The 23148-nt window shown below is 67.8% G+C and carries 20 protein-coding genes; 15 read left to right on the plus strand and 5 right to left on the minus strand.

The features are described from left to right. Positions 1–25 precede the first annotated feature (25 nt). Entirely contained in the window at positions 26–502 is a 477-nt protein-coding gene (gene ribH, locus ACLJPD_RS12800) for a 6,7-dimethyl-8-ribityllumazine synthase (protein WP_410872261.1), read from the plus strand. Between the two features lie 2 nt (positions 503–504). Beyond that, the gene (locus ACLJPD_RS12805) at positions 505–990 is read left to right on the plus strand and encodes a PH domain-containing protein (protein WP_410873395.1); all 486 of its coding nucleotides are present in this window, start codon (positions 505–507) and stop codon (positions 988–990) included. 8 nt (positions 991–998) lie between these two features. On the opposite strand, the gene ACLJPD_RS12810 is transcribed toward ACLJPD_RS12805, so the two are convergent. Further along, entirely contained in the window at positions 999–2951 is a 1953-nt protein-coding gene (locus ACLJPD_RS12810) for a gamma-glutamyltransferase family protein (protein ID WP_410872262.1), read from the minus strand. Positions 2952–3110: 159 nt separating this feature from the next. Between ACLJPD_RS12810 and ACLJPD_RS12815 the strand changes: the two genes are divergently transcribed. Continuing rightward, the gene (locus ACLJPD_RS12815; RefSeq protein ID WP_410872263.1) at positions 3111–3803 is read left to right on the plus strand and encodes an HAD family hydrolase; all 693 of its coding nucleotides are present in this window, start codon (positions 3111–3113) and stop codon (positions 3801–3803) included. Between the two features lie 26 nt (positions 3804–3829). Here ACLJPD_RS12815 and ACLJPD_RS12820 read toward each other — a convergent pair whose 3' ends face one another. Next, positions 3830–4243: a hypothetical protein gene (locus ACLJPD_RS12820; protein ID WP_410872264.1), complete on the minus strand. Its 414-nt coding sequence runs from the start codon at positions 4241–4243 to the stop codon at positions 3830–3832. A gap of 182 nt (positions 4244–4425) precedes the next feature. Here ACLJPD_RS12820 and uvrC point away from each other — a divergent pair, with 182 nt between their 5' ends. From uvrC to tpiA, 7 genes are all read left to right on the plus strand, one after another. Continuing rightward, positions 4426–6411, plus strand: a complete 1986-nt coding sequence (gene uvrC / locus ACLJPD_RS12825) for an excinuclease ABC subunit UvrC (protein WP_410872265.1) — start codon at positions 4426–4428, stop codon at positions 6409–6411. Between the two features lie 120 nt (positions 6412–6531). Further along, on the plus strand, positions 6532–7488 hold the full coding sequence (gene rapZ, locus ACLJPD_RS12830) for an RNase adapter RapZ (RefSeq protein ID WP_410872266.1): 957 nt from the start codon (positions 6532–6534) through the stop codon (positions 7486–7488). After that, on the plus strand, positions 7485–8531 hold the full coding sequence (locus ACLJPD_RS12835; RefSeq protein ID WP_410872267.1) for a gluconeogenesis factor YvcK family protein: 1047 nt from the start codon (positions 7485–7487) through the stop codon (positions 8529–8531). Before rapZ ends, ACLJPD_RS12835 begins: the two co-directional genes overlap by 4 nt. Then, on the plus strand, positions 8522–9505 hold the full coding sequence (gene whiA, locus ACLJPD_RS12840; protein ID WP_056810477.1) for a DNA-binding protein WhiA: 984 nt from the start codon (positions 8522–8524) through the stop codon (positions 9503–9505). Before ACLJPD_RS12835 ends, whiA begins: the two co-directional genes overlap by 10 nt. A gap of 220 nt (positions 9506–9725) precedes the next feature. Next, entirely contained in the window at positions 9726–10742 is a 1017-nt protein-coding gene (gene gap / locus ACLJPD_RS12845) for a type I glyceraldehyde-3-phosphate dehydrogenase (protein WP_410872268.1), read from the plus strand. 6 nt (positions 10743–10748) lie between these two features. Then, complete coding sequence (locus ACLJPD_RS12850; protein ID WP_410872269.1) at positions 10749–11963, plus strand: phosphoglycerate kinase; 1215 nt, start codon at positions 10749–10751, stop codon at positions 11961–11963. Positions 11964–11966: 3 nt separating this feature from the next. Further along, positions 11967–12755, plus strand: a complete 789-nt coding sequence (gene tpiA / locus ACLJPD_RS12855; protein ID WP_410872270.1) for a triose-phosphate isomerase — start codon at positions 11967–11969, stop codon at positions 12753–12755. Between the two features lie 70 nt (positions 12756–12825). On the opposite strand, the gene ACLJPD_RS12860 is transcribed toward tpiA, so the two are convergent. Continuing rightward, positions 12826–13608 (minus strand): META domain-containing protein, encoded by a 783-nt coding sequence (locus ACLJPD_RS12860; protein WP_410872271.1) that lies wholly within the window; start codon positions 13606–13608, stop codon positions 12826–12828. 76 nt (positions 13609–13684) lie between these two features. After that, positions 13685–14200, minus strand: coding sequence for an MmpS family transport accessory protein (locus ACLJPD_RS12865; RefSeq protein ID WP_410872272.1), 516 nt, complete (start codon positions 14198–14200; stop codon positions 13685–13687). Between the two features lie 238 nt (positions 14201–14438). On the opposite strand from ACLJPD_RS12865, the gene ACLJPD_RS12870 reads away from it, so the two are divergent. Both ACLJPD_RS12870 and secG read left to right on the plus strand, forming a co-directional pair. Further along, positions 14439–16034 (plus strand): MFS transporter, encoded by a 1596-nt coding sequence (locus ACLJPD_RS12870; protein WP_410872273.1) that lies wholly within the window; start codon positions 14439–14441, stop codon positions 16032–16034. A gap of 34 nt (positions 16035–16068) precedes the next feature. Beyond that, complete coding sequence (gene secG / locus ACLJPD_RS12875) at positions 16069–16302, plus strand: preprotein translocase subunit SecG (protein ID WP_101468684.1); 234 nt, start codon at positions 16069–16071, stop codon at positions 16300–16302. A gap of 5 nt (positions 16303–16307) precedes the next feature. Here secG and ACLJPD_RS12880 read toward each other — a convergent pair whose 3' ends face one another. Then, positions 16308–18434, minus strand: a complete 2127-nt coding sequence (locus ACLJPD_RS12880) for a thiamine pyrophosphate-dependent enzyme (RefSeq protein ID WP_410873396.1) — start codon at positions 18432–18434, stop codon at positions 16308–16310. Between the two features lie 311 nt (positions 18435–18745). On the opposite strand from ACLJPD_RS12880, the gene ACLJPD_RS12885 reads away from it, so the two are divergent. From ACLJPD_RS12885 to ACLJPD_RS12895, 3 genes are read left to right on the plus strand one after another with little or no spacing between them, the layout of a single operon-like run. Beyond that, the gene (locus ACLJPD_RS12885) at positions 18746–19678 is read left to right on the plus strand and encodes an alpha/beta hydrolase (RefSeq protein ID WP_410872274.1); all 933 of its coding nucleotides are present in this window, start codon (positions 18746–18748) and stop codon (positions 19676–19678) included. Next, complete coding sequence (locus ACLJPD_RS12890) at positions 19675–21441, plus strand: ABC transporter ATP-binding protein (protein ID WP_410872275.1); 1767 nt, start codon at positions 19675–19677, stop codon at positions 21439–21441. The genes ACLJPD_RS12885 and ACLJPD_RS12890 overlap by 4 nt, the downstream gene beginning before the upstream one ends. Continuing rightward, complete coding sequence (locus tag ACLJPD_RS12895) at positions 21438–23147, plus strand: ABC transporter ATP-binding protein (protein ID WP_410872276.1); 1710 nt, start codon at positions 21438–21440, stop codon at positions 23145–23147. The genes ACLJPD_RS12890 and ACLJPD_RS12895 overlap by 4 nt, the downstream gene beginning before the upstream one ends. Position 23148: the final 1 nt, after the last annotated feature.

The following is a 23148-nucleotide window of genomic DNA, read 5'->3' on the forward strand; positions in this document are numbered from 1 at the left end:
TCACCACGTCCGAAAGGCGGCAACGATGAGCGGCACGGGTGTTCCGACCTTCGCCTTGGCCCAGGCCAAAGACATCAAACTCGGTATCGTCGCCTCGCGCTGGCACACCGAGATCTGTGACACCCTCGTGGCGAATGCCGAACGGGTGGCCAAGGCCGCCGGCGTCGAACACGTGACAGTGGTGCGCTGCGCCGGTGCGATGGAGCTGCCGGTCGTCGCGCAGGAGCTGGCGCGCACCCATGACGCCGTCGTGGCTCTGGGCGTCGTGATCCGTGGTGGCACACCGCATTTCGAGTATGTCTGTGATGCGGTGACGGCCGGGTTGACCCGGGTGTCGCTGGATGCGGCTACCCCCGTCACCAATGGTGTGCTCACCACGAACGACGAGGAGCAGGCACGCGATCGGGCCGGGCTACCCGGTTCGGCGGAGGACAAGGGCGAGCAGGCCTGTGCCGCCGCCCTCGACGCCGCGCTCACCTTGCGCGCGCTGCGATCGGCGTGACCGTGCCGGTGGTGCGGACGTGGCGACGTAGTGCTCCCGAGCCCGACGCGGGCTGGGAGTTCGAGGTGCGTCCGCGCCGGGCGATCCGCACCGCCATCGTGGTCGCCGTCGTCATCGTCGTCGCCTTCACCGCGGGTGGGCTGCTGCTGCGGACCGGGTCGACCGGGGTCAACTTTCGCGTCGCCGATCAGGTCGCGATGATTCTGATCGGGGTGATCGGTGCGGGCGCGGTACTGATGCTGACCCGTCCGCGAGTGCGCGCGGGTAGTCAGGGCATCGGGGTGCGCAACGTCCTCGGCGAGCAGGTGTACCCGTGGGCCTACATCCGCGGCGTGTCCTTCCCCGACCGCAAATCGTGGGCACGGCTCGAGCTCGCCGACGACGATTACGTCCCGATGCTGGCGATCCGCTCCAACGACAAGGCGCACGCCGCCGACGCCATCGAGCGCGTGCGCGAACTCGGCGCCCGCTACGCCCCGCAGGACTGAGCGCCCGCTCAGCGGGTGTCGCCGAGTACCGCTCCCTCGCGACGCGGATCCGCACCGCCGATCCAGCCGTCCTTGCCGTTGTGTTGTAGCGCGCTGAGCCCGCTGGACTGTGGTGCCACGGAGACCTGATGGCCCATCGCCCGGAGCTTTTGGACCAGCGGGTCGTGGTCACCGTTGTCGGTGGCGTTGATGTCGGGATGCTCTCCGCCGACTCCGGTGGCGGGCGTATTGCCCGCGCCGAACGACACTCCCGAGACGGCCTGCTGCGGGTCGAGGCCCCAATCCAGCACGTTGACAAGCGTTTTCACGACGAACTGGATGATCACCGAACCGCCGGGTGAGCCCGTGACGAGCTTCAGTTCGCCACGGTCGCCCTTGTCGTCACGGTCGAAGACCAGGGTCGGGGCCATCGAACTGCGCGGGCGCTTGTTGGGCTGGAGGCGGTTGGCCACCGGGGTGCCGTCGGGGTCGAGGGGGTCGGCGGCGAAGTCGGTGAGCTGATTGTTCAGCACGAAGCCGTCGACGAGATGGAACGACCCGAACGCCGATTCGACCGTGGTGGTCATCGCGGCGGCATTGCCGTACTTGTCGACGACGGAGATGTGGCTGGTGCCGTGCTCGGGTGGCTGCGGGCCGTTGCCCAGCGGTACGGGGCCGAGGTTGCCCGGCTGCGCGGTGCCCATGCTGCGCTGCGGGTCGATCAGCGCCGACCGTTCCTTCAGATACTGCGGGTGGACCAGCGACAGAGCCGAATTGCCCGGCAGCGGAACGAAATCCGGGTCGGCGACGTACTTGTTGCGGTCGGCGTAGGCCAGCCGCTCCGCCTCGGAGATCAGGTGCACGGCCTGCGCGTCGGGGCGCCCACCGTTGGCGTCGAGCTCTTGGGGACGCAGCGCGGGGATATCGAAACTGGCGAGAATGCCCAGCGTCGCGGCGACGGTGCTGCCACCCGAGGACGGCGCGGGCATGCCGCACAGTTCGTACTTGCGATACCCGGTGCACAGGGCGGTGCGCTTCTTGGCCTGGTAGTTCGCCAGGTCGGCGGTGGTCAGCGAGCTCGGGGTGCGTCCACCCGCGGTGCTGGCTGCCGCCTCGACGATGTCCTGGGCGATGGCGCCGCTGTAGAGGGCTTTCGCACCGTCGGTCGCGACTGCCGAGAGCGTTTTCGCCAGTGCCGGATTGGTGAGGACGGTGCCTGCCTTCTTGGGTGAACCGTCGGGTTCGAGGAAGTAGCCACGCGCGGCCTCGTCGGCAGCCAGGTCCTTCGCGGATTCGGCGATCTGACCGGCCAGGCGAGGGCTGATCTCGAACCCGGTGTCGGACAGGCTGATCGCGGGATCGAACAGTTCCTTCCAGGCACTCATCCCGTGCTCGGAATGGGCGAGTTCGAGCATCCGCAGCACGCCGGGGACGCCGATCGAGCGGCCGCTGGCACGGGTGTTCGGCTTCGGTTCGGTGCGGTCGGCATCGCTGACCCAGCGCAGATAGTTCTCGGTCGCGGCGGCAGGCGCGGTCTCGCGGCCGTCATAGGTGTCGACCGTGCGCGACTTCGCGTCGTAATGCACCAGGAACGCACCGCCGCCGATTCCGGAAGCCTGCGGTTCGACCAGCCCGAGCACCGCCTGCGCGGTGACCAGCGCGTCGGCCGCGGTGCCACCCGCCCGCAGCACCCGGCACGCGGCCTCGGTCGCGATCGGATTCGCGGTCGACACCGCGTAGGTGCTGGTACGCACAGCGGTCATGCCCGAGCGATACCCCGACGCGATCTCAGGGTTGGTGCTGAGATTCTGCGAGGTCGGCGCACCCCCACCGGTCGTGGGCGCCGCGGACACCGGAGTGCCGTTGGGCGTGCTCGTACACTCGGCAGCCGTCTTCTCATCTGTCGAACAACCGGCCAGCACCCCCACCGCGAGCACTGCGGCCGTCGTGGCCCCGATCCACGTCCGTCGCCTTGGCGTCATGTAGGCAGCGTAACTCGCCGGTACGACACGATCCGATCTTTTTCGCTCGTGGTACCGGCAACGGACGCTGTCGACACCCGGATGACGTGCACGCGAATATTGTTTTCCCCGGCCGATTTCCGCCGGGCGCGCACGCCTGGCCTGGTTACCCTGGCTGACATGGACATCGACGCGGTGCTGTTCGACTTCTCCGGCACGGTCTTCCGTTTGGAGGACGACCGGACCTGGGCTCACGAACTCGTCGGGGACGACGGGACACCGTTCGACGTGGCGGCCAAAGCCGAAGTGATGCGGCGGATGACGGCGCCGGTCGAGCAGTTCATGACCTTCGACGCCGCGGGCCAACACGCCTGGGACAACCGCGATCTCGACCCGGCCCTGCACCGGCACGCCTACCTCGAGGTGCTGCGCGGCTCCGACGTCCCCGAGGCCCAGGCGATCCGACTCTACGGACGCCTCACCGACCCGCTGTCCTGGACGCCCTACCCCGACACCGGAATTGTTCTGGAATCCCTTGCCGCCCAAAGAATCCCGGTCGGCATCGTCAGCAATATCGCCTACGACATCCGCCCGGCCTTCGCGAAACATGGCTGGACCGACCTCATCGGCTCGATGACGCTGTCGTTCGAAGTAGGCGCCATCAAACCGAACCCACGGATCTTCCTCGACGCCACCGACCGGCTCGGTGTCGACCCAGAACGCGTCCTCATGATCGGCGACAGCGCCGAGGCGGACGGGGGCGCCACCGCCCTCGGCGCCCGCTTCGCCCTCGTCGACCCGATCCCCACCGTCGATCGCCCCCGCGCCCTCATCGACGCACTCGCCGAACACGGGATCCGGACGGCCAACTGACTCGCATCAGTGGATGAATGAGCCGCTCAACGTTCGCGTGTGAACCAGGCGCGCGCGGAGGGGCGCAGCAGTAGACCGGCGACGGCTCCATCGGCGACGATGCCGACCGCACCCGGCGGCAGCCCGGTGAGAATGCCCGTCGACGACACCAGCAGTGCCAGCACCGCGACCCCGATCGCCGCCTTGCGCACCAGGTCGCCGCCCTGCCGGAACAACAGCACCAGCGGGACCAGCGCGAAGGACGGCAGATACCCGGCGAGCAGCGCGCCGAGCGATCCACCGAGTGCCACCGTGATCGCGATCAGCACGACGCCGACGGCGGCGGCGACCGCCGCGATCAGCCGCGCCCCGCGCACAGTGCCGGGCATGACGCCGTGCGGGGTCGCCTCGTCGTCGTACAGGTCGTCGCCGGTTCGTGGCAGGGCAGCAGCGTTGCTCATCGGACGTCCTTTCGGGCACAGAATCCGAGCACCCACGCTACACAGGTGCGCGCCGGTCACACTCCGGCGAGTCCGGCGCCGCCGTGGTCACGGCAACCCATCGCGCCGAACGCCGCCCGCGCCAGTCGATGCCGTGGCCTCGGGCGTGCGGACCTGTCGGAGCGCCTCGCTAGGCTGGATGGGTGGCAGATCCCGCAACCTACCGGCCGGCGCCGGGCACGATTCCCGTCGCACCCGGTGTGTACAAGTTCCGGGACGTGCACGGGCGGGTCATCTATGTCGGTAAGGCGAAGAGCCTGCGGAGTCGGTTGAATTCCTACTTCGCCGATGTGTACTCGCTACATCCGCGCACCAAGCAGATGGTCACCACGGCCTGCTCGGTCGAGTGGACCGTGGTCTCCACCGAGGTGGAGGCGCTGCAGCTCGAGTACAACTGGATCAAGGAATTCGATCCGCGGTTCAATGTGCGTTACCGCGACGACAAGACCTACCCGGTGCTCGCGGTGACTCTCAACGAGGAATATCCGCGCCTGTTCGTCTATCGCGGCGCCCGCAAGAAGGGTGTGCGCTACTTCGGCCCGTACGCCCATGCCTGGGCGATCCGCGAGACCCTCGACCTGTTGCTGCGGGTGTTCCCGGCGCGGACCTGTTCCACCGGAGTCTTCAAGCGGCACAGCCAGATCGGGCGCCCCTGCCTGCTCGGCTACATCGACAAGTGCTCCGCGCCGTGCGTGGGCCGGGTCAGTGCCGACGAGCACCGCCAGATCGTCGAGGATTTCTGCGACTTCCTCTCCGGCAAGACCGACAAGATGGTGCGCGCACTCGAACGCCGCATGCACGAGGCCGCCGAGGACCTGGACTTCGAGAACGCCGCCCGCCTGCGCGACGACGTACAGGCACTACGTCGCGCTCTCGAAAAGCAGGCCGTCGTGCTCGGCACCGGCACCGACGCCGACGTGATCGCCTTCGCCACCGACGACCTCGAAGCCGCCGTCCAGATCTTCCACGTCCGCGACGGACGCGTGCGCGGCCAGCGTGGCTGGGTCGTGGACAAATCCGGTGACGCACTCGATGTCGCGGAATCGGGCACCGAACTGGCCGCCCTGGTCGAACAGTTCCTCACCCAGTTCTACGGCGAACAAGCCGCCTTGGCCGACCAGAACGGTGACGCGGCCATCGTCGTCCCCCGCGAGGTACTTGTGCCCGAACTGCCCGCCGACGCCGAGGAGATCGGGCAGTGGCTCACCGAGATCCGCGGTGCCGCAGTCTCCCTGCGCATCCCGCAGCGCGGAGACAAGAAGGCACTCGCCGAAACGGTGCAGCGCAACGCCGCCGAGGCACTGGCCCAGCACAAGCTCCGCCGCGCCGGTGACCTCACTTCGAGATCGCAAGCGCTGCAAGACATTCAGGACGCACTCGAACTCGACAGCGCTCCGCTGCGGATCGAATGCGTCGACATCAGTCACGTACAGGGCACCGACGTGGTCGCCTCGCTGGTGGTCTTCGAAGACGGCCTGGCCCGCAAGTCCGACTACCGCCACTACGCGATCAAGGAGGCCGCGGGCGACGGCCGCTCCGACGACGTCGCCAGCATCGCCGAGGTGACCCGCCGCCGCTTCGCCCGCCTGGCCCGCGACCGCGAACAACCCGTCGAGATCGAACCCGACGAGGTCGACGAACCCGCCTCACGCCCCGGCATCGACCCCACCACCGGTCGCCCACGCCGCTTCGCCTACCCGCCCAACCTCTACGTCGTCGACGGTGGTGCGCCCCAGGTCGCCGCCGCCGCCGAGGTCCTCGACGACCTCGGTATCACCGATGTCGCGGTGATCGGCCTGGCCAAACGCCTCGAAGAGGTGTGGGTACCCGGCGAAGCCGACCCGGTGATCATGCCGCGCAACAGCGAGGCACTGTTCCTGCTGCAACGCGTGCGCGACGAGGCACACCGCTTCGCCATCACCTTCCACCGCAGCAAACGCTCACGCCGGATGACGGCATCGGCCCTTGACTCGGTGCCCGGCCTCGGTGAGACGAGGCGTACCGCCTTGGTCACCCATTTCGGCTCGGTCGCCAGGATCAAGGACGCGACTGTCGAAGAAATCACTTCGGTGCCCGGAATCGGGGTCTCGACGGCGAAAGCAGTGCTCGCGGCACTCAACAGCGGATAACCGCCGACGGCCGGTATCGCAGGACGCAACATTGCGTGTGCCGTACGTTGTGTGTCTGCGCCCGATACCCGAACCGGTGCGGGATGATCGAAAGGCACCCAGAAACGGATCCGGTAGGACATGACACGCGTCGAATCGAATAACAATGCGGGGGCGGCACCCGGTAATTCCGGGGCGGTCACCGACACACAGCAACCAGTAGAAGTGGTCATCGTGACCGGCTTGTCCGGCGCGGGCCGCGGCACTGCCGCGCGCGTGCTCGAGGACCTTGGCTGGTACGTCACCGACAACCTACCGCCCGAACTGATCGGGCGGATGATCGAACTAGGCGCCGCGGCCGACCCGCCGATCCGGCAGTTGGCGCTGGTCATGGATGTGCGCAGCCGATTCTTCACCGGTGAGCTCTCCGGTGTCACCGAGCACTTGCGCGGTGCGGGCATCCGAACCAGAGTGCTGTTCCTCGAAGCCTCCGACGATGTGCTGATCCGGCGGTTCGGCTTCGCCCGGCGCCGTCATCCGCTGCAGAGTGACAGCGCCGACGGGACACTGTTGTCCGGTCTGACCGCGGAACGAGCCAGGCTGGCCCCGGTCAAGGGCGCCGCCGACCTCGTCATCGACACCACCGAGCTGTCCATCCACCAGCTGCACCGCAAGCTGGAAGAGGCATACGGTGCGGGCGCGCCAGCCGCACTGCAACTGACCCTGCAATCGTTCGGCTTCAAGTACGGTGTTCCCCTCGACGCCGACATGGTGTTGGACGTGCGATTCCTGCCCAACCCGCATTGGATTCCGGAATTGCGGGAACATACCGGACAGGAGTCAGTGGTCAGCGACTACGTGTTGTCCAGGCCGGGTGCGCGGGACTACCTGCAGACCGGCAAACACCTGGTCGACTTGACGACGACCGGATACCGCCAAGAGGGGAAGCGATACATGACCGTGGCAGTGGGGTGCACCGGCGGTAGACATCGCAGTGTCGCTATCGCCGAGGCACTGGGTGAGCGCATCGGCGCCGATACCGGGCACGCGGCGGTGGACGTCGTTCGCGTCGTGCACCGGGATCTGGGGCGCGAATGAGTGGAACCGAAGCCGACCCAGCCATCGTCGCGCTGGGCGGCGGACACGGGCTGTACGCGACCCTGACGGCAGTACGCAGGCTGACCAGGCGGATCACCGCCGTGGTCACCGTCGCCGACGACGGCGGGTCGTCCGGGCGGCTGCGCGCCGAACTGGGCATGCTGCCGCCCGGCGATCTGCGGATGGCCCTGGCGGCGCTGTCCGACGACGCCGACGGGGTATGGACCACCACGGTGCAGCACCGCTTCGGCGGTACCGGCGCGCTCGCCGGACACTCGGTGGGCAACCTGATCCTGGCCGGACTGACCGATGTCCTCGGTGATCCGGTGGCCGCGCTCGACGCGGTGGGCAGGCTGCTGCGGATCACCGGCCGCGTGCTGCCGATGTCGCCGATCCCCCTCGACATCGAGGCCGAAGTGTCGGGACTGGAATCGGATCCACGCGTCGGACGCTGTGTGCGCGGTCAGGTTGCGGTGGCGACCACGCCGGGTAAGGTCCGGCGGGTGCGGCTGATTCCGTCCGATCCGCCTGCCAGCTCCGAGGCGACATCGGCCATAGAGGACGCGGATGTTGTTGTGCTGGGACCGGGTTCGTGGTTCACCAGCGTCATTCCGCACGTCCTCGTCCCGCAACTACACGACGCTCTCGTGCGCACCGGGGCACGTAAAGTACTCGTTCTGAATCTGGCCGCGGAGCCGGGCGAGACAGCCGGCTTTTCCGCGGAGCGTCATCTGCATGTATTGTCCCAGCACGCACCGGATTTCGCGGTCGACGAGGTGCTCGTCGACTCGGCGTCGGTGCCCGAGGGGCGGCAACGGGAACATGTGGCAAGAGCCGCCGAACAGTTGCGTGCACGGGTAACGTTCTGCGATGTCGCCGAGCCGGGAACGGATCGGCATCATCCCGGAAAACTTGCCGCCGCACTGGATCAACTGATCCGGTCGCCGCGGTCGCAACTGGCAGGGCTTCGAGTCGAGGGACGGCACAGTGTGGCAGATGTGCGTTCCGGGTCGGTGGGAAAGGAGCGCGTCTCGTGGCAATGACAGCCGAGGTGAAGGACGAGCTGAGCAGGCTCGTGGTATCGCAGGTCAGCTCGCGCAAAGCGGAACTGTCGGCGTTGCTGCGGTTTGCGGGCGGTCTGCACATCGTGGGGGGCAGGGTGATCGTGGAAGCCGAGGTGGACATGGGGTCCATCGCCCGGCGACTGCGCAGAGAGATTTTCGAGCTGTACGGATACGGCTCCGACGTCCATGTGCTCGGCGCGGGCGGGTTGCGCAAGACCTCCCGCTACGTCGTGCGGGTGTCGAAGGAAGGCGAGGCGCTGGCGCGCCAGACCGGTTTGCTCGATGTGCGCGGCCGCCCGGTGCGCGGGCTGCCCGCGCAGGTGGTCGGCGGCAGCATCGGTGACGCCGAAGCGGCATGGCGTGGTGCGTTTCTCGCGCACGGCTCGCTCACCGAGCCGGGGCGTTCCTCGGCGCTCGAGGTGAGCTGCCCCGGTCCGGAGGCGGCACTGGCACTGGTCGGCGCGGCGCGGCGGCTCGGCATCACCGCGAAGGCGCGGGAGGTGCGCGGCACGGATCGGGTCGTGGTGCGTGACGGCGAGGCGATCGGTGCCCTGCTCACCCGGATGGGTGCGCAGGACACCAGGCTCACCTGGGAAGAACGGCGGATGCGCCGCGAGGTGCGGGCCACCGCCAACCGGCTCGCCAATTTCGACGACGCGAACCTGCGTCGATCGGCGCGGGCGGCGGTCGCGGCGGCGGCGCGTGTGGAGCGGGCGCTCGAGATTCTCGCCGACGACGTTCCAGAGCATCTCGCCGCGGCGGGCAGGTTGCGGGTACAGCACCGGCAGGCCTCGCTCGAGGAACTCGGTCAGCTGGCCGAGCCGCCGATGACCAAAGACGCTGTCGCGGGCCGGATCCGGCGCTTGCTGTCGATGGCCGACCGGCGTGCCAAGGATCTCGGCATCCCCGATACCGAGTCCGCGGTGACAGCGGAACTCCTCGACGACGCCTAGTCCGGGGAGTCGAGCCGGATATTCGCGCCGAAATATGTGGCGCATCCGACGATTGGGGCAGAGCGGTCTTGTGTGACCGCTCTGCCCTTTATTGTGGGAGTTCCTGGAGGCGGTGGGGCCCGGGACGTAATAAACCGCAGGTGGCTGTCGGTGGGGTGATGGCGACTACTACTGTGGTCGAGGTCGGAATGAATCCGCTGGAAAGCTGAGGAGCGATAACGTGACTGTCCGGGTAGGTATCAACGGCTTCGGTCGTATCGGACGTAATTTCTTCCGTGCGGTGGAGGCGCTGAAGGCCGTCGGCGAGACCGATATCGAGATCGTCGCGGTCAACGACCTCACCGACATCAACACCCTCGCCACCCTGCTGAAGTACGACTCGATCCTGGGTCGTCTGCCGCAGGACGTCTCCGTCGAGGGCGACACCATCGTGGTCGGCGAGCAGCGCATCAAGGCGCTCGCGATCAAGGAAGGCCCCTCGGCGCTGCCGTGGGCCGATCTGAACGTCGACGTCGTCGTCGAGTCGACCGGTATCTTCACCGCCGCCGAAAAGGCCAAGGGCCACCTGTCCGCCGGCGCCAAGAAGGTCATCATCTCCGCGCCTGCCACCGGCGACGACATCACCATCGTGATGGGCGTCAACGACGACAAGTACGACGGCAGCCAGAACATCATCTCCAACGCGTCGTGCACCACCAACTGCCTCGGCCCGATCGCCAAGGTGCTCAACGACTCGTTCGGCATCGTGAACGGTCTGATGACCACCATTCACGCCTACACCCAGGACCAGAACCTGCAGGACGCGCCGCACAAGGATCTGCGTCGCGCCCGCGCCGCGGCCCTGAACATCGTGCCCACCGGCACCGGTGCCGCCAAGGCCATCGGCCTGGTGCTGCCCGAGCTGCAGGGCAAGCTCGACGGCTACGCGCTGCGCGTTCCGGTCCCGACCGGCTCGGTCACCGACCTGACCGCGACCCTGGCCAGGCCCGCCACCATCGAAGAGATCAACGCCGCGATGAAGGCCGCCGCCGAGGGTCCGATGAAGGGCATCCTCAAGTACAACGACGACCCGATCGTGTCGAGCGACATCGTCACCGACCCGCACTCGTCGATCTACGACGCGCCGCTGACCAAGGTCATCGACAACCAGGTGAAGGTCGTCTCCTGGTACGACAACGAGTGGGGCTACTCGAACCGGCTGGCCAACCTGGTCGATCTCGTCGGCAAGTCGCTGTAGACCACGATGACAGTTCAGACACTGCAGGATCTGCTGGCCGAGGGTGTCGAAGGTCGGGGCGTGCTCGTGCGCTCCGACCTGAACGTTCCCCTCGACGACAACGGCCAGATCACCGATCCGGGCCGCATCATCGCCTCGGTGCCGACCATCCAGGCGCTGGTCGAGGCCGGTGCCAAGGTGGTCGTGATGGCACACCTTGGCCGCCCCAAGGGCGAGCCCGACGCCAAGTTCTCCCTCGCGCCGGTGGCGACGAAGCTGGCCGAGCTGCTCGGCCGCAATGTCCAGCTGGCCGGTGACGTGGTGGGCTACGACGCGCTCTCGCGCTCGGAAGGCCTCACCGACGGCGACGTGCTGCTGCTCGAGAACGTGCGCTTCGATCCGCGCGAGACCAGCAAGGACGAGTCGGAGCGGGCCAAGCTGGCCGCGGCCTTCGTCGAGTTGGTCGGCGACGACGGCGCGTTCGTCTCCGACGGTTTCGGCGTGGTGCACCGCGAGCAGGCGTCGGTCTACGACGTCGCCCAGCAGCTCCCGCACTACGCGGGCACGCTGGTCGCCGCCGAGGTCGAGGTGCTGCGCAAGCTCACCAAGGACCCGGCCCGCCCGTACGCGGTGGTGCTCGGTGGCTCCAAGGTCTCGGACAAGCTCGCGGTGATCGAGGCGCTGGCCCCCAAGGTCGACACCCTGGTGATCGGCGGCGGCATGTGCTTCACCTTCCTTGCCGCGCAAGGACTTCCGGTCGGTGGCTCGCTGCTGCAGGCCGAGATGATCGATACCTGCAAGGACCTGCTCGAGCGCTTCGGCGACGTGCTGCACCTGCCGGTCGACATCGTGGTGGCCGACAAGTTCGCGGCCGACGCGGACACGAAGACCGTCGCCTCGACCGAGATCCCTGACGGCTGGTCGGGACTGGACATCGGCCCCAAGTCGGTGTCGCGGTTCTCCGTGCTGCTGACCGAGGCCAAGACGGTGTTCTGGAACGGCCCGATGGGCGTGTTCGAGTTCGAGAAGTTCGCCGCGGGCACCCGCGGTGTCGCCGAAGCCATCGTGACCGCTACCTCCAAGGGTGCGTTCACCGTGGTCGGCGGTGGCGACTCGGCGGCCGCCGTGCGCGCTCTCGGCCTGCCCGACGACGGCTTCTCACACATCTCCACCGGTGGTGGCGCTTCCCTGGAATACCTGGAAGGCAAAGAGCTGCCCGGTATTTCGGTGCTGGAGGGCTGAGCGATGGCAGCACGCAAACCGCTCATCGCGGGCAACTGGAAGATGAACCTCAATCACCTCGAGGCCATCTCGCTGGTACAGAAGGTGGCGTTCGCGCTGCCCGAGAAGTACTTCGCGAAGGTCGACGTGACGGTGATCCCGCCGTTCACCGATCTGCGCAGTGTGCAGTCGATCGTCGACGGCGACAAGCTGCTGCTCACCTACGGTGCGCAGGACGTCTCGGCACACGACTCCGGTGCCTACACCGGCGAGATCAGCGCGCCGATGCTGGCGAAGCTCGGCTGCACCTTCGTGGTGGTCGGGCACTCGGAGCGTCGTCAGTACCACCACGAGGACGACGCGACCGTGCTGGCCAAGACCAAGCAGGCGCTGAAGAACGAGATCACCCCGATCGTCTGCATCGGCGAGGGTCTCGGCGTTCGTGAGGCGGGTACGCACGTCGAGTACAACCTCGAGCAGCTGCGTGGTTCGCTGAAAGGCCTGACGGCGGAACAGGTTTCGCAGGTCGTCATCGCCTACGAGCCGGTCTGGGCCATCGGCACCGGCAAGGTCGCCTCGGCGGCCGACGCGCAGGAAGTGTGCGGCGCGATCCGCGGCGAGCTGGAGAAGCTGGCCTCCCCGGCGGTCGCCGCCGGTGTGCGGGTGCTCTACGGCGGCTCGGTGAACGCCAAGAACATCGGCGAGCTGATCCGGCAGTCCGATATCGACGGCGCGCTGGTCGGTGGCGCTTCGCTCAAGGGTGACGAGTTCGCCACCCTGTCGGCGATCGCCGCGGGCGGTCCGCTGCCCTGATCGGATACAGCCATGGCGAAGGGTCGGAAGCCGAACGGTTTCCGGCCCTTCGCTTTTCGTGCGAGGAAGGCTACCGCGCGCGCAGGATCAGGCCGTAGCCGTTGTCGTTGCGCAGGGTGAGTGTGTCGGCGTCGACGGTGGCGGTGGTCTTCCCGTCCAGGGCTCGCAGCACGTTCTGCTCGACCTCCATCACCTCCGGCGGACACATCATCTCGGTGGTGGCGACGGCGAAGGTCACCGTCTCGCCCGGACCGACGCCCGCGGTTCCGGTCATCCGATTGCAGCCCGTGGTGCCGTTGACGGTGCCGCCCTCGCCGATGGTGAGGGTCGGGCTCGCCTCGTCGAGCGCGGTCGAGCGGATCTGCGCGTCCGGGGTGAGCATGGTGGTGACCACCCACGCGGTGCCGGTCAGCGGCTTGTCGGGACTCACGATCTTCTTGTCGGTGAGATGGACGGTGACGGACCTGCCTGTCAGCGTCAGCCGATCACCGTCGAGACGCCAGGTGGGCTCGGAGTCCAGGAAATCGTGCTGCCAGGCGTCGGCGCGTCCGCGCTCGCCCGGGCACGCCATCAGGGTGCCCGCCAGCGACGAGGTGCGCAGGACGTGGTTGCTCAGATCGACGGTGCCGCCCGCGGAGTTGCAGCCGGAGTTCGCCGAGATCCGGCCGTCGGTGAACGTGAGTGTCATCGGACCGCCGCCCGGGATCGTGTCCCCGACGACCTCGGTGGAGATGTAGGTGTGGCCCATCGGCGTGGCAGTGTTGTCCACGGGATCCTTCTCGGTTGATCCGCACCCGGCTGCCGCGGTGCCGAGTATCGCGAGGGCGGCGAGTCGTCGAACGATTATCCGCATGAAGCCGATGGTACGGCCCGCCCCGGACACCATCGGGTGGTGTTCGGGGCGGGCGAACTTCGACCGAGAGGTCGAACTACTTGCCCGCGTCGCCTGCGCAGGTGGCGGTGGCGAGTGAGCCGCTGGCCTCGTCCTGGGCGATCACCTTGCCGTCGACGACGATCTTGCAGGAGACCGTTCCGCCGTCGAAGCTCGACATGACGCTCAGCGCGGACTGCTTCACCAGACCGGTGATCGTCACATCCTTTGACCACGGCAGTGGCACGTCGGCTTCGGTCTGAACATCCAGGGTCCCGTCGGAGTAGATGACGGTGCCGGTGCCCGAGCCCGTGGCCTGATAGGAGACGGCCACTTCGCGACTGGCCTCGTTGCCGATCTCATTGGCGACGGTACCGACGAACGCGACACACCCACCGACGATCAGCAGCAGCACGACGAGAATGCCGCCGAGTACCCACGGCCACACCTTCTTCTTGCGCGGCGGCTGCGGGTAGCCGCCCTGCTGCGGATAGCCACCGCCGGGCGTTTGCTGACCGTACGGCGGTTGCTGGCCATAGGGTTGCTGGCCATACGGCTGCTGCGGGGCATTCATGCGTTTTCCTCCGTGTCGTACGAGCTCCCCCCGAACGAAACGGGAGCTGTAGTTCTGATCGCTCGAAAGCGCTCAGAAGATAACACCGTACCGGTCGAGCCCCGTTCTATTGTCGTGTGCCACAAGGTATCTGACGGTTCGCGGGGATCATTCGCAGCCGCAGCGCGCCGACGGTGGGCCACGATGTCAGCAGGGGCGCATCGCGCGCGACGGCAGTGGCCGGGGATAAGCTCGGCGAGTGGGCAACGTCGCGACGGACCGGATCTCGACCTGGGCGCCGTTGCGGTCGCCGCTGTTCCGGGCGCTGTGGATCGCTCAGCTGGTCTCGAATCTGGGCACCTGGATGCAGACGGTCGGCGCGCAGTGGTTGGTGGTCGACCAGCCGAACGCGGCGGCGCTGGTGGCCTTCGTGCAAACCGCGCTCACGTTGCCGGTGATGTTGCTGTCGATCCCGTCCGGGGTGCTGGCGGACCTGGTGGATCGACGCAGGCTCCTGCTCGGCGCGCAGGCGGGCATGGCGCTGGTCTCGCTCACCCTCACGGTCACCACCGCCACCGGCCACACCACTCCCGCGGTTCTGCTCGGCCTGTTGTTCCTGCTCGGCTGCGGTCAGGCGCTCACCGCCCCCGCCTGGCAAGCGGTCCAGCCGGAACTGGTGCCGCGCGACCAGATCACCTCGGTGGCGGCGCTGGGCAGCATGAGCATCAATATCGGTCGCGCCGTCGGGCCCGCGGTGGCGGGTGTGATCGTCTCGGTGGCCGGACCGACCGTGGTGTTCGGGTTCAACACGGTGTCGTTCGTCGGCATCGTCGCGGTGCTGCTGGTGTCGAAGTGGCCGACGCGAACGAGCCCGTTGCCCAGCGAACGACCCCTGGCCGCCCTGCAGGCAGGCACCAGGTTCATTCGCGCGGCGCCCGCGATCAGGCGGGTGCTGTTGCGCGCGATCCTGTTCATCGCGCCCGCCAGCGCGGTGTGGTCGCTGCTGCCGGTGATCGCGCACGACCGGCTCGGGCTGTCGTCCTCCGGCTACGGTCTGCTGCTCGGTGCGCTCGGGGTCGGGGCGGTCTGCGGCGCGCTCGGATTGTCGCGGCTGCGGGTCCTGTTCACCCCCACCCAGCGGCTCGCCCTCGCCGCGGTGCTGTTCGGTTTCGGTGCGGTCGCCGCCGCGCTGGTCCACCACGTGGTGGTGGTGCTCGTGTTGCTGGTGGGGGCCGGGCTGGCGTGGTTGCTGGCCATGTCGACGCTGAACTCGACCATGCAGTTGCTGCTGCCCGCGTGGGTTCGCGCCCGTGGGCTGTCGGTGTACATGCTGGTGTTCATGGGCGGTCAGGCGATCGGTTCCCTGCTCTGGGGCCTGGTCGCCGGCGCCTACGGTGCCGTGGCGGCGCTGCTCATCGCGGCGGTGATGCTGGCATGCTGTGCGGTGAGCACCGTGTGGTGGCCGATCCGGCACAACGTCGAGGAGATCGATCTGTCCCCGGCGGCCTACTGGCCCGAACCCCAACTCGTCGTCGAGCCCGAACCCGCGGACGGCCCCGTCCTGGTGATGCGCGGTTACGACGTGCCGCCCGCCGACGTGGCCGCCTTCACCGAATCGATGGCGCTGGTAGGCCGATCGCGGCAGCGCACCGGTGCGATGGAATGGCGGCTCTACCGCGACGTCGGCACCGTCGACCGCTTCGTCGAAGCCTTCGTCGTGCGCTCCTGGGCCGAGCACATGCACCAGCACCAAGTACGCCAGACCGCCCGCGACCGCGAGATAGAACAGGCTGTCGCCCACTACTCCGCGGGCCCCCGCACCGTCTCACACCTGGTCGCCGTAGAGCCTGGTTAGACCAGTCCGCCCTCCACCACCTAGGATGAATCCCATGTCGCTGTTCCTCGATATCCTCCTTGTGATCACCAGCTTGCTGTTGGTGCTGCTGGTGCTGTTGCACCGCGCCAAGGGTGGCGGCTTGTCCAGCCTCTTCGGTGGCGGCGTGCAGTCGAGCCTGTCCGGCTCCACCGTCGTCGAGAAGAACCTCGACCGCATCACGATCTTCGTCGGCATCGTCTGGTTCATCGCGATCCTCGGCATCGGCCTCGAGATCAAGTTCGCCTGAGTCGGCTAGCTCGACGACACGATTCGTCGGGCGGCGGCCGCTATCGCTGATTCACCTAGCAGGACGGTGTCCGCGGCCGGTCCCAGCGGGATGAAGCTGTCCGCACTGGTGACCCGGGCGAGTGCGCCGCGATAATCGGCGTCGATGAGTGCGGCGAACACCGACTCGGCCACGCCACCGCTGCGACGGGTCTCGTCGGCGACCAGTACACGTCCGGTGGCTTCGGCATGGTGGATCACGTCGGCGACCGGTAGGGGATTGAGCCAGCGCAGGTCGAGTACTCGCGCGTTGATCCCTTGGGCGGCAAGGTGGTTCGCTGTGCGCAGGCTCATCGGGACGCCGTTGCCGAAAGTGACGATGGTGAGATCGGTGCCGTCGCCATAGACGCGTGCGCTACCGATCGGGACGTGGTCGGTGGTGGGGGAGGCCGGCCAGGCTTCGTCGCCTGGATGTAGGTCTTTCGTGTGGTACAGCGCGATCGGTTCGACGAACACACATACTCGGCCGTCGACGCGGGCTGCTGATACGCAGGTCCGCAGCATCGCCGCCGCGTCGTCGGCGCGTGCGGGCACCGCGACGATGACGCCGGGGATATCGCGGAGCGCGGCCAGGGAATCGTCGTTGTGGAAGTGGCCGCCGAAACCCTTCTGGTAGGCGAGTCCGGCGATGCGCACCACCATCGGATTGCGGTAGCGGCCGTTCGAGAAGAACTGCAGGGTAGCCGCTTCGCCGCGGATCTGGTCGGCCGCATTGTGGACGTAGGCGAGGTATTGGATCTCGGGGATCGGGATGAAGCCGGCCAATCCGGTGCCGAGCGCGGTACCGAGGACGGATTGTTCGTCGAGGAGAGTGTCGAAGACACGACGTGCGCCGAAGCGTTTTCTGAGCCCCTTCGTGACACCGTATACGCCGCCCTTGCGGCCGACATCCTCACCGAATACCAGCACATCGTTGTCCCTGGCGAGGAGCTCACCGAGCGTGTGATTGATCGCCTGTGCCAGCGTCATCCTGGGGGCGGCCTGCGCCGGTGGAGCGGGAACCGGCGGGCCGGGGCGGGTGACGTCGTCACCGATCGCGGTGGGGTGCGACGGCGCGAGCGGCGCGATCACGGCCGCGGCGGAATCGAGTCGAGCCTCGTGAACCACCTCGTCGGCGGTGTCGCGCACGCGCGCACCGATCCGGTCGTAGCGCGCGAGCAGGTCGCTCGCGTCCGAGACTCCCGCCGAGATCAGGTAGCGGGCGGTGCCGAGGAGGGGGTCGCGGGCGAGGTCGGCGGCGATATCGGCGGGGCCTCGGTAGGCGGACTCGACATCGGACCCGGCGTGTCCGCCGAGCCGGACTGTGCGCAGGTGCAGGAAGACCGGCGCCCGCCAGGTCCGTGCCAGATGCACCGCGTCCTGGGCGGCGCCGAGCGCGTCGGGCAGATCGCAGCCGTCGGCGGCGATATAGGTGAGCCCCGGCCGTGGACCGTAGGCGCGTTCGATCCAGTCCGGTGCGGTGGGGACACTGATGCCGATCCCATTGTCCTCGCAGACGAACACCAGCGGCATCGGCACCCCTTGGTGGGCGGCGTGCAGCGCGGCATTGACGGCGCCGACCGCCGTCGAATGGTTGGCCGACGCATCCCCGAAACTGCACACGACCACCGCATCGGCGGGCCACGGACACGAAACCCCTTGCTTCGCAGCACGATCCAACGCGAAGGCCAGTCCCACCGCCCGTGGCAGGTGCGAAGCGATGGTCGAGGTCTGCGGAATGATCGACGCCGCCGCACTCCCGAACACCTTGTGCCGCCCACCCGAAATCGGATCAGCCGCCGCCGCGACCACTCCCAGCAGCACATCCCGAATCGGATCCGTGCCCCGAATCTGCTTGCACCTCTGCACAAAGAATGCCCCCGACCGGTAGTGCAGCAACGCCGGATCATCCACCCGCAACGCGGCCGCCACCGCCGCGTTCCCCTCGTGCCCCGACGACCCGATGCTGTAGAACCCCTGCCGAGCAGCCCCTAACCGACGAGCCACCAGATCGAGATGCCGACTGGCGGCCTGAGATTCGAACAACTCCACCCCGAACGCGGCATCGATGCTCCCCACGGTGTCGATCCGGTCAGGCACGACGAGACCGTCCATCGCGCGCCGGAACGCCCCATCCAGGTCAACCGAACCCAGCGCCACCGCAACAACTCCTCGCCCGCAGTCGAGTCGACGTCAATTCCGCCGCTATGCCAAGAAAGTTACTGCGATTCCCGATGAACGACGTGCAATTTCCGCCAGATGCGTGCGACTGTGTCGGCCGCCGTTGGAGTTATGACCGCATGTTTCCGAAAGCGCAGCGGTGGTCGCGGCTGTCAGGGTAGCTCTACGCCGCCGGCAGGACGGGGCGGTGAGCGAGCGCCAGGAGGCAGATCATGCGAGGCAGAGTTCCATTCAGGATGCGGGTGTTGGCCGCACTCCACGGTGGGCCGGATTGGGATTCGATCACCCCGGCGGAGGTTGTCGAGGGGCGTGAGGCGCAGGAGAAGTTGCGTCGCTCCCCGCTCGGGACGTTCATCACCGGTCGGTCGCATCGCGGTGCGTTCAGTGCCGACCACACGCTCGAACTACCCGGTCGGACGCTGAGAGTTCGGGTGTCTCGGCCGGTGCGCAACGGGTCGGGGCTGCCGTTGATCGTGGCGTTTCACTGTGGCGGGTTCATCAGCGGGGTGCCTGAGCAGGACGAGTGGCTGCTGAGTCACCTGGCTGCAGAGTGTCCGGCGGTGGTGGCATCGGTGGACTACCGGCTCGCGCCGGAGCATCCGATTCCGGCGGCTGTCGAGGATGCCAGGGAGGCGGTGCCGGTACTCGTCGCGCGGGCGGGGGCGTGGGGTGCGGACGGGACTCGACTTGCCCTGCTCGGTAGTAGCGCGGGCGCTACGCTCGCCGCGTTGACCGCCTTCGAGACTCGTGCGCTGCGCACGCAGGTACTGATCAACCCCCAACTCGACTGGACCGAAGGGGTATTCGAGTACCCCTCCTTCACCGAGAACGCGGACAGCCCCACCGCCACACCCGCCAACTGCCGTGCGGTGCAACGCATCGCACTGCCCGTAGGTTTCGACGCGCGAACGATATCGCCGATGGTGCGCGACGACCTCGCCGGTTCCACCCCCACTCTCATCCAATCCGCGGGACTGGATCCGCTGGAGGATCAATCGCCCGCTTACGCCGCTCGTTTACGGCAGGCAGGCGCCGAGGTGACGCTGACTCGCTATCCCGAAGCGACACATGGCTTTCTGAGCATGTCGGGCCTGATCCCCGCCGCCGAGCCGGCCCGTGCGGAGATTCTCGATCACCTGCGCAGCCACCTGTCTGTGGGTTCGGGAGCGCGTCGATGACCGTTATCGAACAGGCCCCGCCAACGAGCATCGCCAAGCTGCTCCGTCCGTATCTCGGCGGTTTCAGCGCGGTGGTGATCTTGCAGGTCATCGGCGCCGTGGCGGGGCTGGCGCCCTTGCTGGCAGTAGTCGAGCTGGGTCGTTCCGTGTTGTCGCCCGGCGAGATCGACCGCGCTCACGTGTGGCTCGTCGTGCTGGCCGGAGCGCTCGGTCTGCTGGTCCGATTGCTGTGTACCGCAGCATCGTCGGCGATCGGACACCTGCTCGACGATCGAGTCCAGCTGTCGTTGCGGCGCCAACTCGCCGATCAGCTGGGGCGGGTGCCGATCAGCTGGTTCGCGCGGCGCCGCACCGGCGAACTGGCGAAGATCGTCGGTGACGACGTGAGCGCCGTACACCCGTTCATCGCCCACGCGCCCGGCGAACTGGTATCGGCGTTCGTGGTGCCGCTGGTCTCGCTGATCTACCTGTTCACCGTCGACTGGCGGCTCACGCTCGTCACCCTGATTCCGGTGGTGCTTGCCATCGCGCTCGTCCCGTTGATGATGACCCCCACCCGGCTGCGCGAACAGCAGGATTTCGACACCGCCATGGGTGGCATCGCCAGCTCGGTCATCGAGTTCGTGCAGGGCATCGCAGTGGTGAAGGCGTTCGGCGGTGCCGAGCGCGCACATCGCCGATTCCGCACGGCCACTGACGATTTCGCGGACATCTTCCTGCGGATGGTGCGGGGTCTGGCGGGACCCGCGGCGGGGATGCAGGTGGCGCTGTCGCCGCCGTTCGTGCTGCTGGTCGTGCTGATCGGCGGTGCGGTGCTGATCACGAACGGTGCGATGGCCCCGGCCGATCTGCTGCCGTTCGTGCTGCTCGGCATCGGACTGACCGCGCCCGTGGCGGCACTCGGGCACGGTTTCGACGATCTCCAGGCCGCCGGCCGGGCGGCAGGCCGGATTCGCGATGTTCTCGACGAGGCGCCGCTGCCCGAGCCGACCCGGCCGAGAGCGCCACAGGGGCATCGGGTGGAGTTGCGCGGAGTCCGGTTCGGCTACGACACCGACCACGAAGTGCTGCGCGGGATCGACCTGGTGCTCGAGCCAGGTACCGTCACTGCACTCGTCGGGCCGTCGGGCAGCGGCAAATCCACCCTGGTCCAGCTGCTGCCGCGGTTCTTCGACCCGACCCACGGCACGGTGACCCTCGGTGGGGTGGACCTGCGCGAACTCGGCAGCCGCGACCTCTACCGGACCGTCTCGTTCGTCTTCCAGGATGTGCGGTTGCTGCGCGCGTCGGTCGCGGACAATATCGCCCTGGCCGTCCCACACGCGGACCGAGACACCGTGATTCGCGCCGCTCGCCTGGCGAATATTCACGACCGCATACTCGAACTGCCGCGCGGCTACGACACGGTGATCGGCGACGACGCGGTGCTGTCCGGCGGTGAGGCGCAACGGATTTCGCTGGCGCGTGCACTGCTCGCCGACGCGCCCGTGCTGGTCCTCGACGAGGCGACTGCCTTCGCCGACCCGCACACCGAGAGGGCAGTGCGACAAGCACTGGCCTCGCTCGGTGGCGACCGGACCCTTTTCGTCATCGCCCACCGTTTGGAAACGATCGCCGACGCCGACAACGTCGTGATGCTCGACAACGGCACGATCATCGAACAGGGCAGACCCGCGGAACTGCTGGCCCGACAGGGAGAATTCGCCGACTTCTGGCATGCGCACCGAACGGTGACCGCGCAACTGCAGGGAGACCCACGATGATTCGCATGCTGTTGCGCGTGCTCGGACCCGAGTACGCGACACCGGTTCGGCGCACCGTCGCCCTGATGACCGTGACCGCGGTCGCCGAGGGATTGTCCTATGCGCTACTGGTTCCCGTGTTGCGGGCACTGTTCGGTGCCGATCCCGCCGCCGCCCAACCCTGGCTGATCGCCTTCGGCGGTGCCGTCGCCCTCTACGCCGCACTCCGGTACCGCAGCGACCTGTCCGGATTCCGCGTCGGAACCACACTGTTGCGCGGCGTCTATTACCGACTCGGCGATCACCTGGCCCGGCTGCCCATCGGCTGGTACACGGCGGGTCGTGTCGGTGAGGTGTCGGTACTCGCCAGTCGCGGTGTGCTGCAAGCGTTGAGCGTGCTCGCGCACCTGATGGCGCCGCTCATCTCCGCGGCCGTGACACCGCTGACGATCATCGTCGTGATGGTCGCGTTCAACTGGCAAATGGGGCTGGCCGCGGCCGCCGCCGTGCCGATCGTGGCGGCGATCCAGGTGTGGTCGGGGCGTGCGATGGCCCTCGGCGATGCCGAGCGGCACGAACGTGACCACGACGCCGCGCAACGTGTCATCGAATATCTGCAGGCCCAGCCGGTCCTGCGGGCCGGAGGGCGCACCGCCGAAAGGTTCGACCTACTCGACGATTCGCTCCAGGAAGTCGCGCGGGCGTCACGCCGCCGAGCCTTCACCGCGCTGCCCGGAATCCTCGGACTCTCGCTCGCGGTGCAATCGATGTTCACCGTGCTGCTGGCCCTCGGCACCTACCTCGCTCTCGGCGGAAACATCAGCGCGGCAGAGCTTTTGGCCATCCTGATCCTCGCTGCCCGCTGCGCGGACCCGCTGCTGTCGCTCGCCGATATCGGTGGCCAACTGCGCAGCGCGCGATCGGAACTGGTGCGCCTCGAGGCCCTCCTGCGCACCGAAACCTTGCCCGAACCCACCACACCGCTCCAGCCGAGAGCACACGACCTCACCTTCGACGCCGTCACCTTCCGGCACGGCACCCGCACGGTCCTCGAAGGGGTATCACTGACGGTTCCCCCAGGGCAACGGCTAGCCGTCGTCGGCCCGTCCGGAGCGGGCAAAACCACTCTCCTGCAACTGATCGCCCGTTTCTACGACGTAGACGCAGGCGCCGTGCGTATCGGCGGGGTCGATGTGCGCGACATCGGCACCGAAGCACTGATGGCCCAATTCGCCATCGTCTTCCAGAACGTCTACCTCTTCGACGGCACCATCGAAGACAACATCCGACTCGGCCGCCCCGACGCCACCGACGAAGAGGTCAGAACGGCCGCCACCGCGGCCCGCCTCGACGAGGTGATCGACCGACTCCCCGGCGGTTGGACAACGAACGTCGGCGAAGGTGGCACCGCACTGTCCGGCGGTGAGCGCCAACGAGTTTCGATCGCCCGAGCCCTGCTGAAGAACGCCCCGATCGTCCTGCTCGACGAGGTCACCTCCGCCCTCGACCCACGCAACGAGGCCGCCGTCCACGAGGGGATCGAACGCCTGATGGCTGGCCGAACAGTAGTCATGGTGGCCCATCGCCTGCGCACCGTCCGCCGCGCCGACCGGATCGTCTTCCTCGACAACGCTCACATCGCGGAAGACGGCACCCACGACGAACTCCTCCACCGCGCAAGCCGCTACGCCGACTTCTGGACGATCTCCCTGACCCCGGCCACCTGAC

Source organism: Nocardia sp. A7, from assembly GCF_046549215.1.
Lineage (GTDB): Bacteria > Actinomycetota > Actinomycetes > Mycobacteriales > Mycobacteriaceae > Nocardia.

What these genes read in the sequence shown, in the direction of transcription:
- ACLJPD_RS12880 (WP_410873396.1), bottom strand. Translation starts at nt 18,434, where the DNA reads ATGGACGGTCTCGTCGTGCCTGACCGGATCGACACCGTGGGGAGCATC.
- ribH (WP_410872261.1), top strand. Translation starts at nt 26, where the DNA reads ATGAGCGGCACGGGTGTTCCGACCTTCGCCTTGGCCCAGGCCAAAGAC.
- ACLJPD_RS12820 (WP_410872264.1), bottom strand. Translation starts at nt 4,243, where the DNA reads ATGAGCAACGCTGCTGCCCTGCCACGAACCGGCGACGACCTGTACGAC.
- ACLJPD_RS12815 (WP_410872263.1), top strand. Translation starts at nt 3,111, where the DNA reads ATGGACATCGACGCGGTGCTGTTCGACTTCTCCGGCACGGTCTTCCGT.
- ACLJPD_RS12850 (WP_410872269.1), top strand. Translation starts at nt 10,749, where the DNA reads ATGACAGTTCAGACACTGCAGGATCTGCTGGCCGAGGGTGTCGAAGGT.
- secG (WP_101468684.1), top strand. Translation starts at nt 16,069, where the DNA reads ATGTCGCTGTTCCTCGATATCCTCCTTGTGATCACCAGCTTGCTGTTG.
- ACLJPD_RS12810 (WP_410872262.1), bottom strand. Translation starts at nt 2,951, where the DNA reads ATGACGCCAAGGCGACGGACGTGGATCGGGGCCACGACGGCCGCAGTG.
- rapZ (WP_410872266.1), top strand. Translation starts at nt 6,532, where the DNA reads ATGACACGCGTCGAATCGAATAACAATGCGGGGGCGGCACCCGGTAAT.
- ACLJPD_RS12860 (WP_410872271.1), bottom strand. Translation starts at nt 13,608, where the DNA reads ATGCGGATAATCGTTCGACGACTCGCCGCCCTCGCGATACTCGGCACC.
- ACLJPD_RS12835 (WP_410872267.1), top strand. Translation starts at nt 7,485, where the DNA reads ATGAGTGGAACCGAAGCCGACCCAGCCATCGTCGCGCTGGGCGGCGGA.
- ACLJPD_RS12865 (WP_410872272.1), bottom strand. Translation starts at nt 14,200, where the DNA reads ATGAATGCCCCGCAGCAGCCGTATGGCCAGCAACCCTATGGCCAGCAA.
- ACLJPD_RS12890 (WP_410872275.1), top strand. Translation starts at nt 19,675, where the DNA reads ATGACCGTTATCGAACAGGCCCCGCCAACGAGCATCGCCAAGCTGCTC.
- ACLJPD_RS12895 (WP_410872276.1), top strand. Translation starts at nt 21,438, where the DNA reads ATGATTCGCATGCTGTTGCGCGTGCTCGGACCCGAGTACGCGACACCG.
- tpiA (WP_410872270.1), top strand. Translation starts at nt 11,967, where the DNA reads ATGGCAGCACGCAAACCGCTCATCGCGGGCAACTGGAAGATGAACCTC.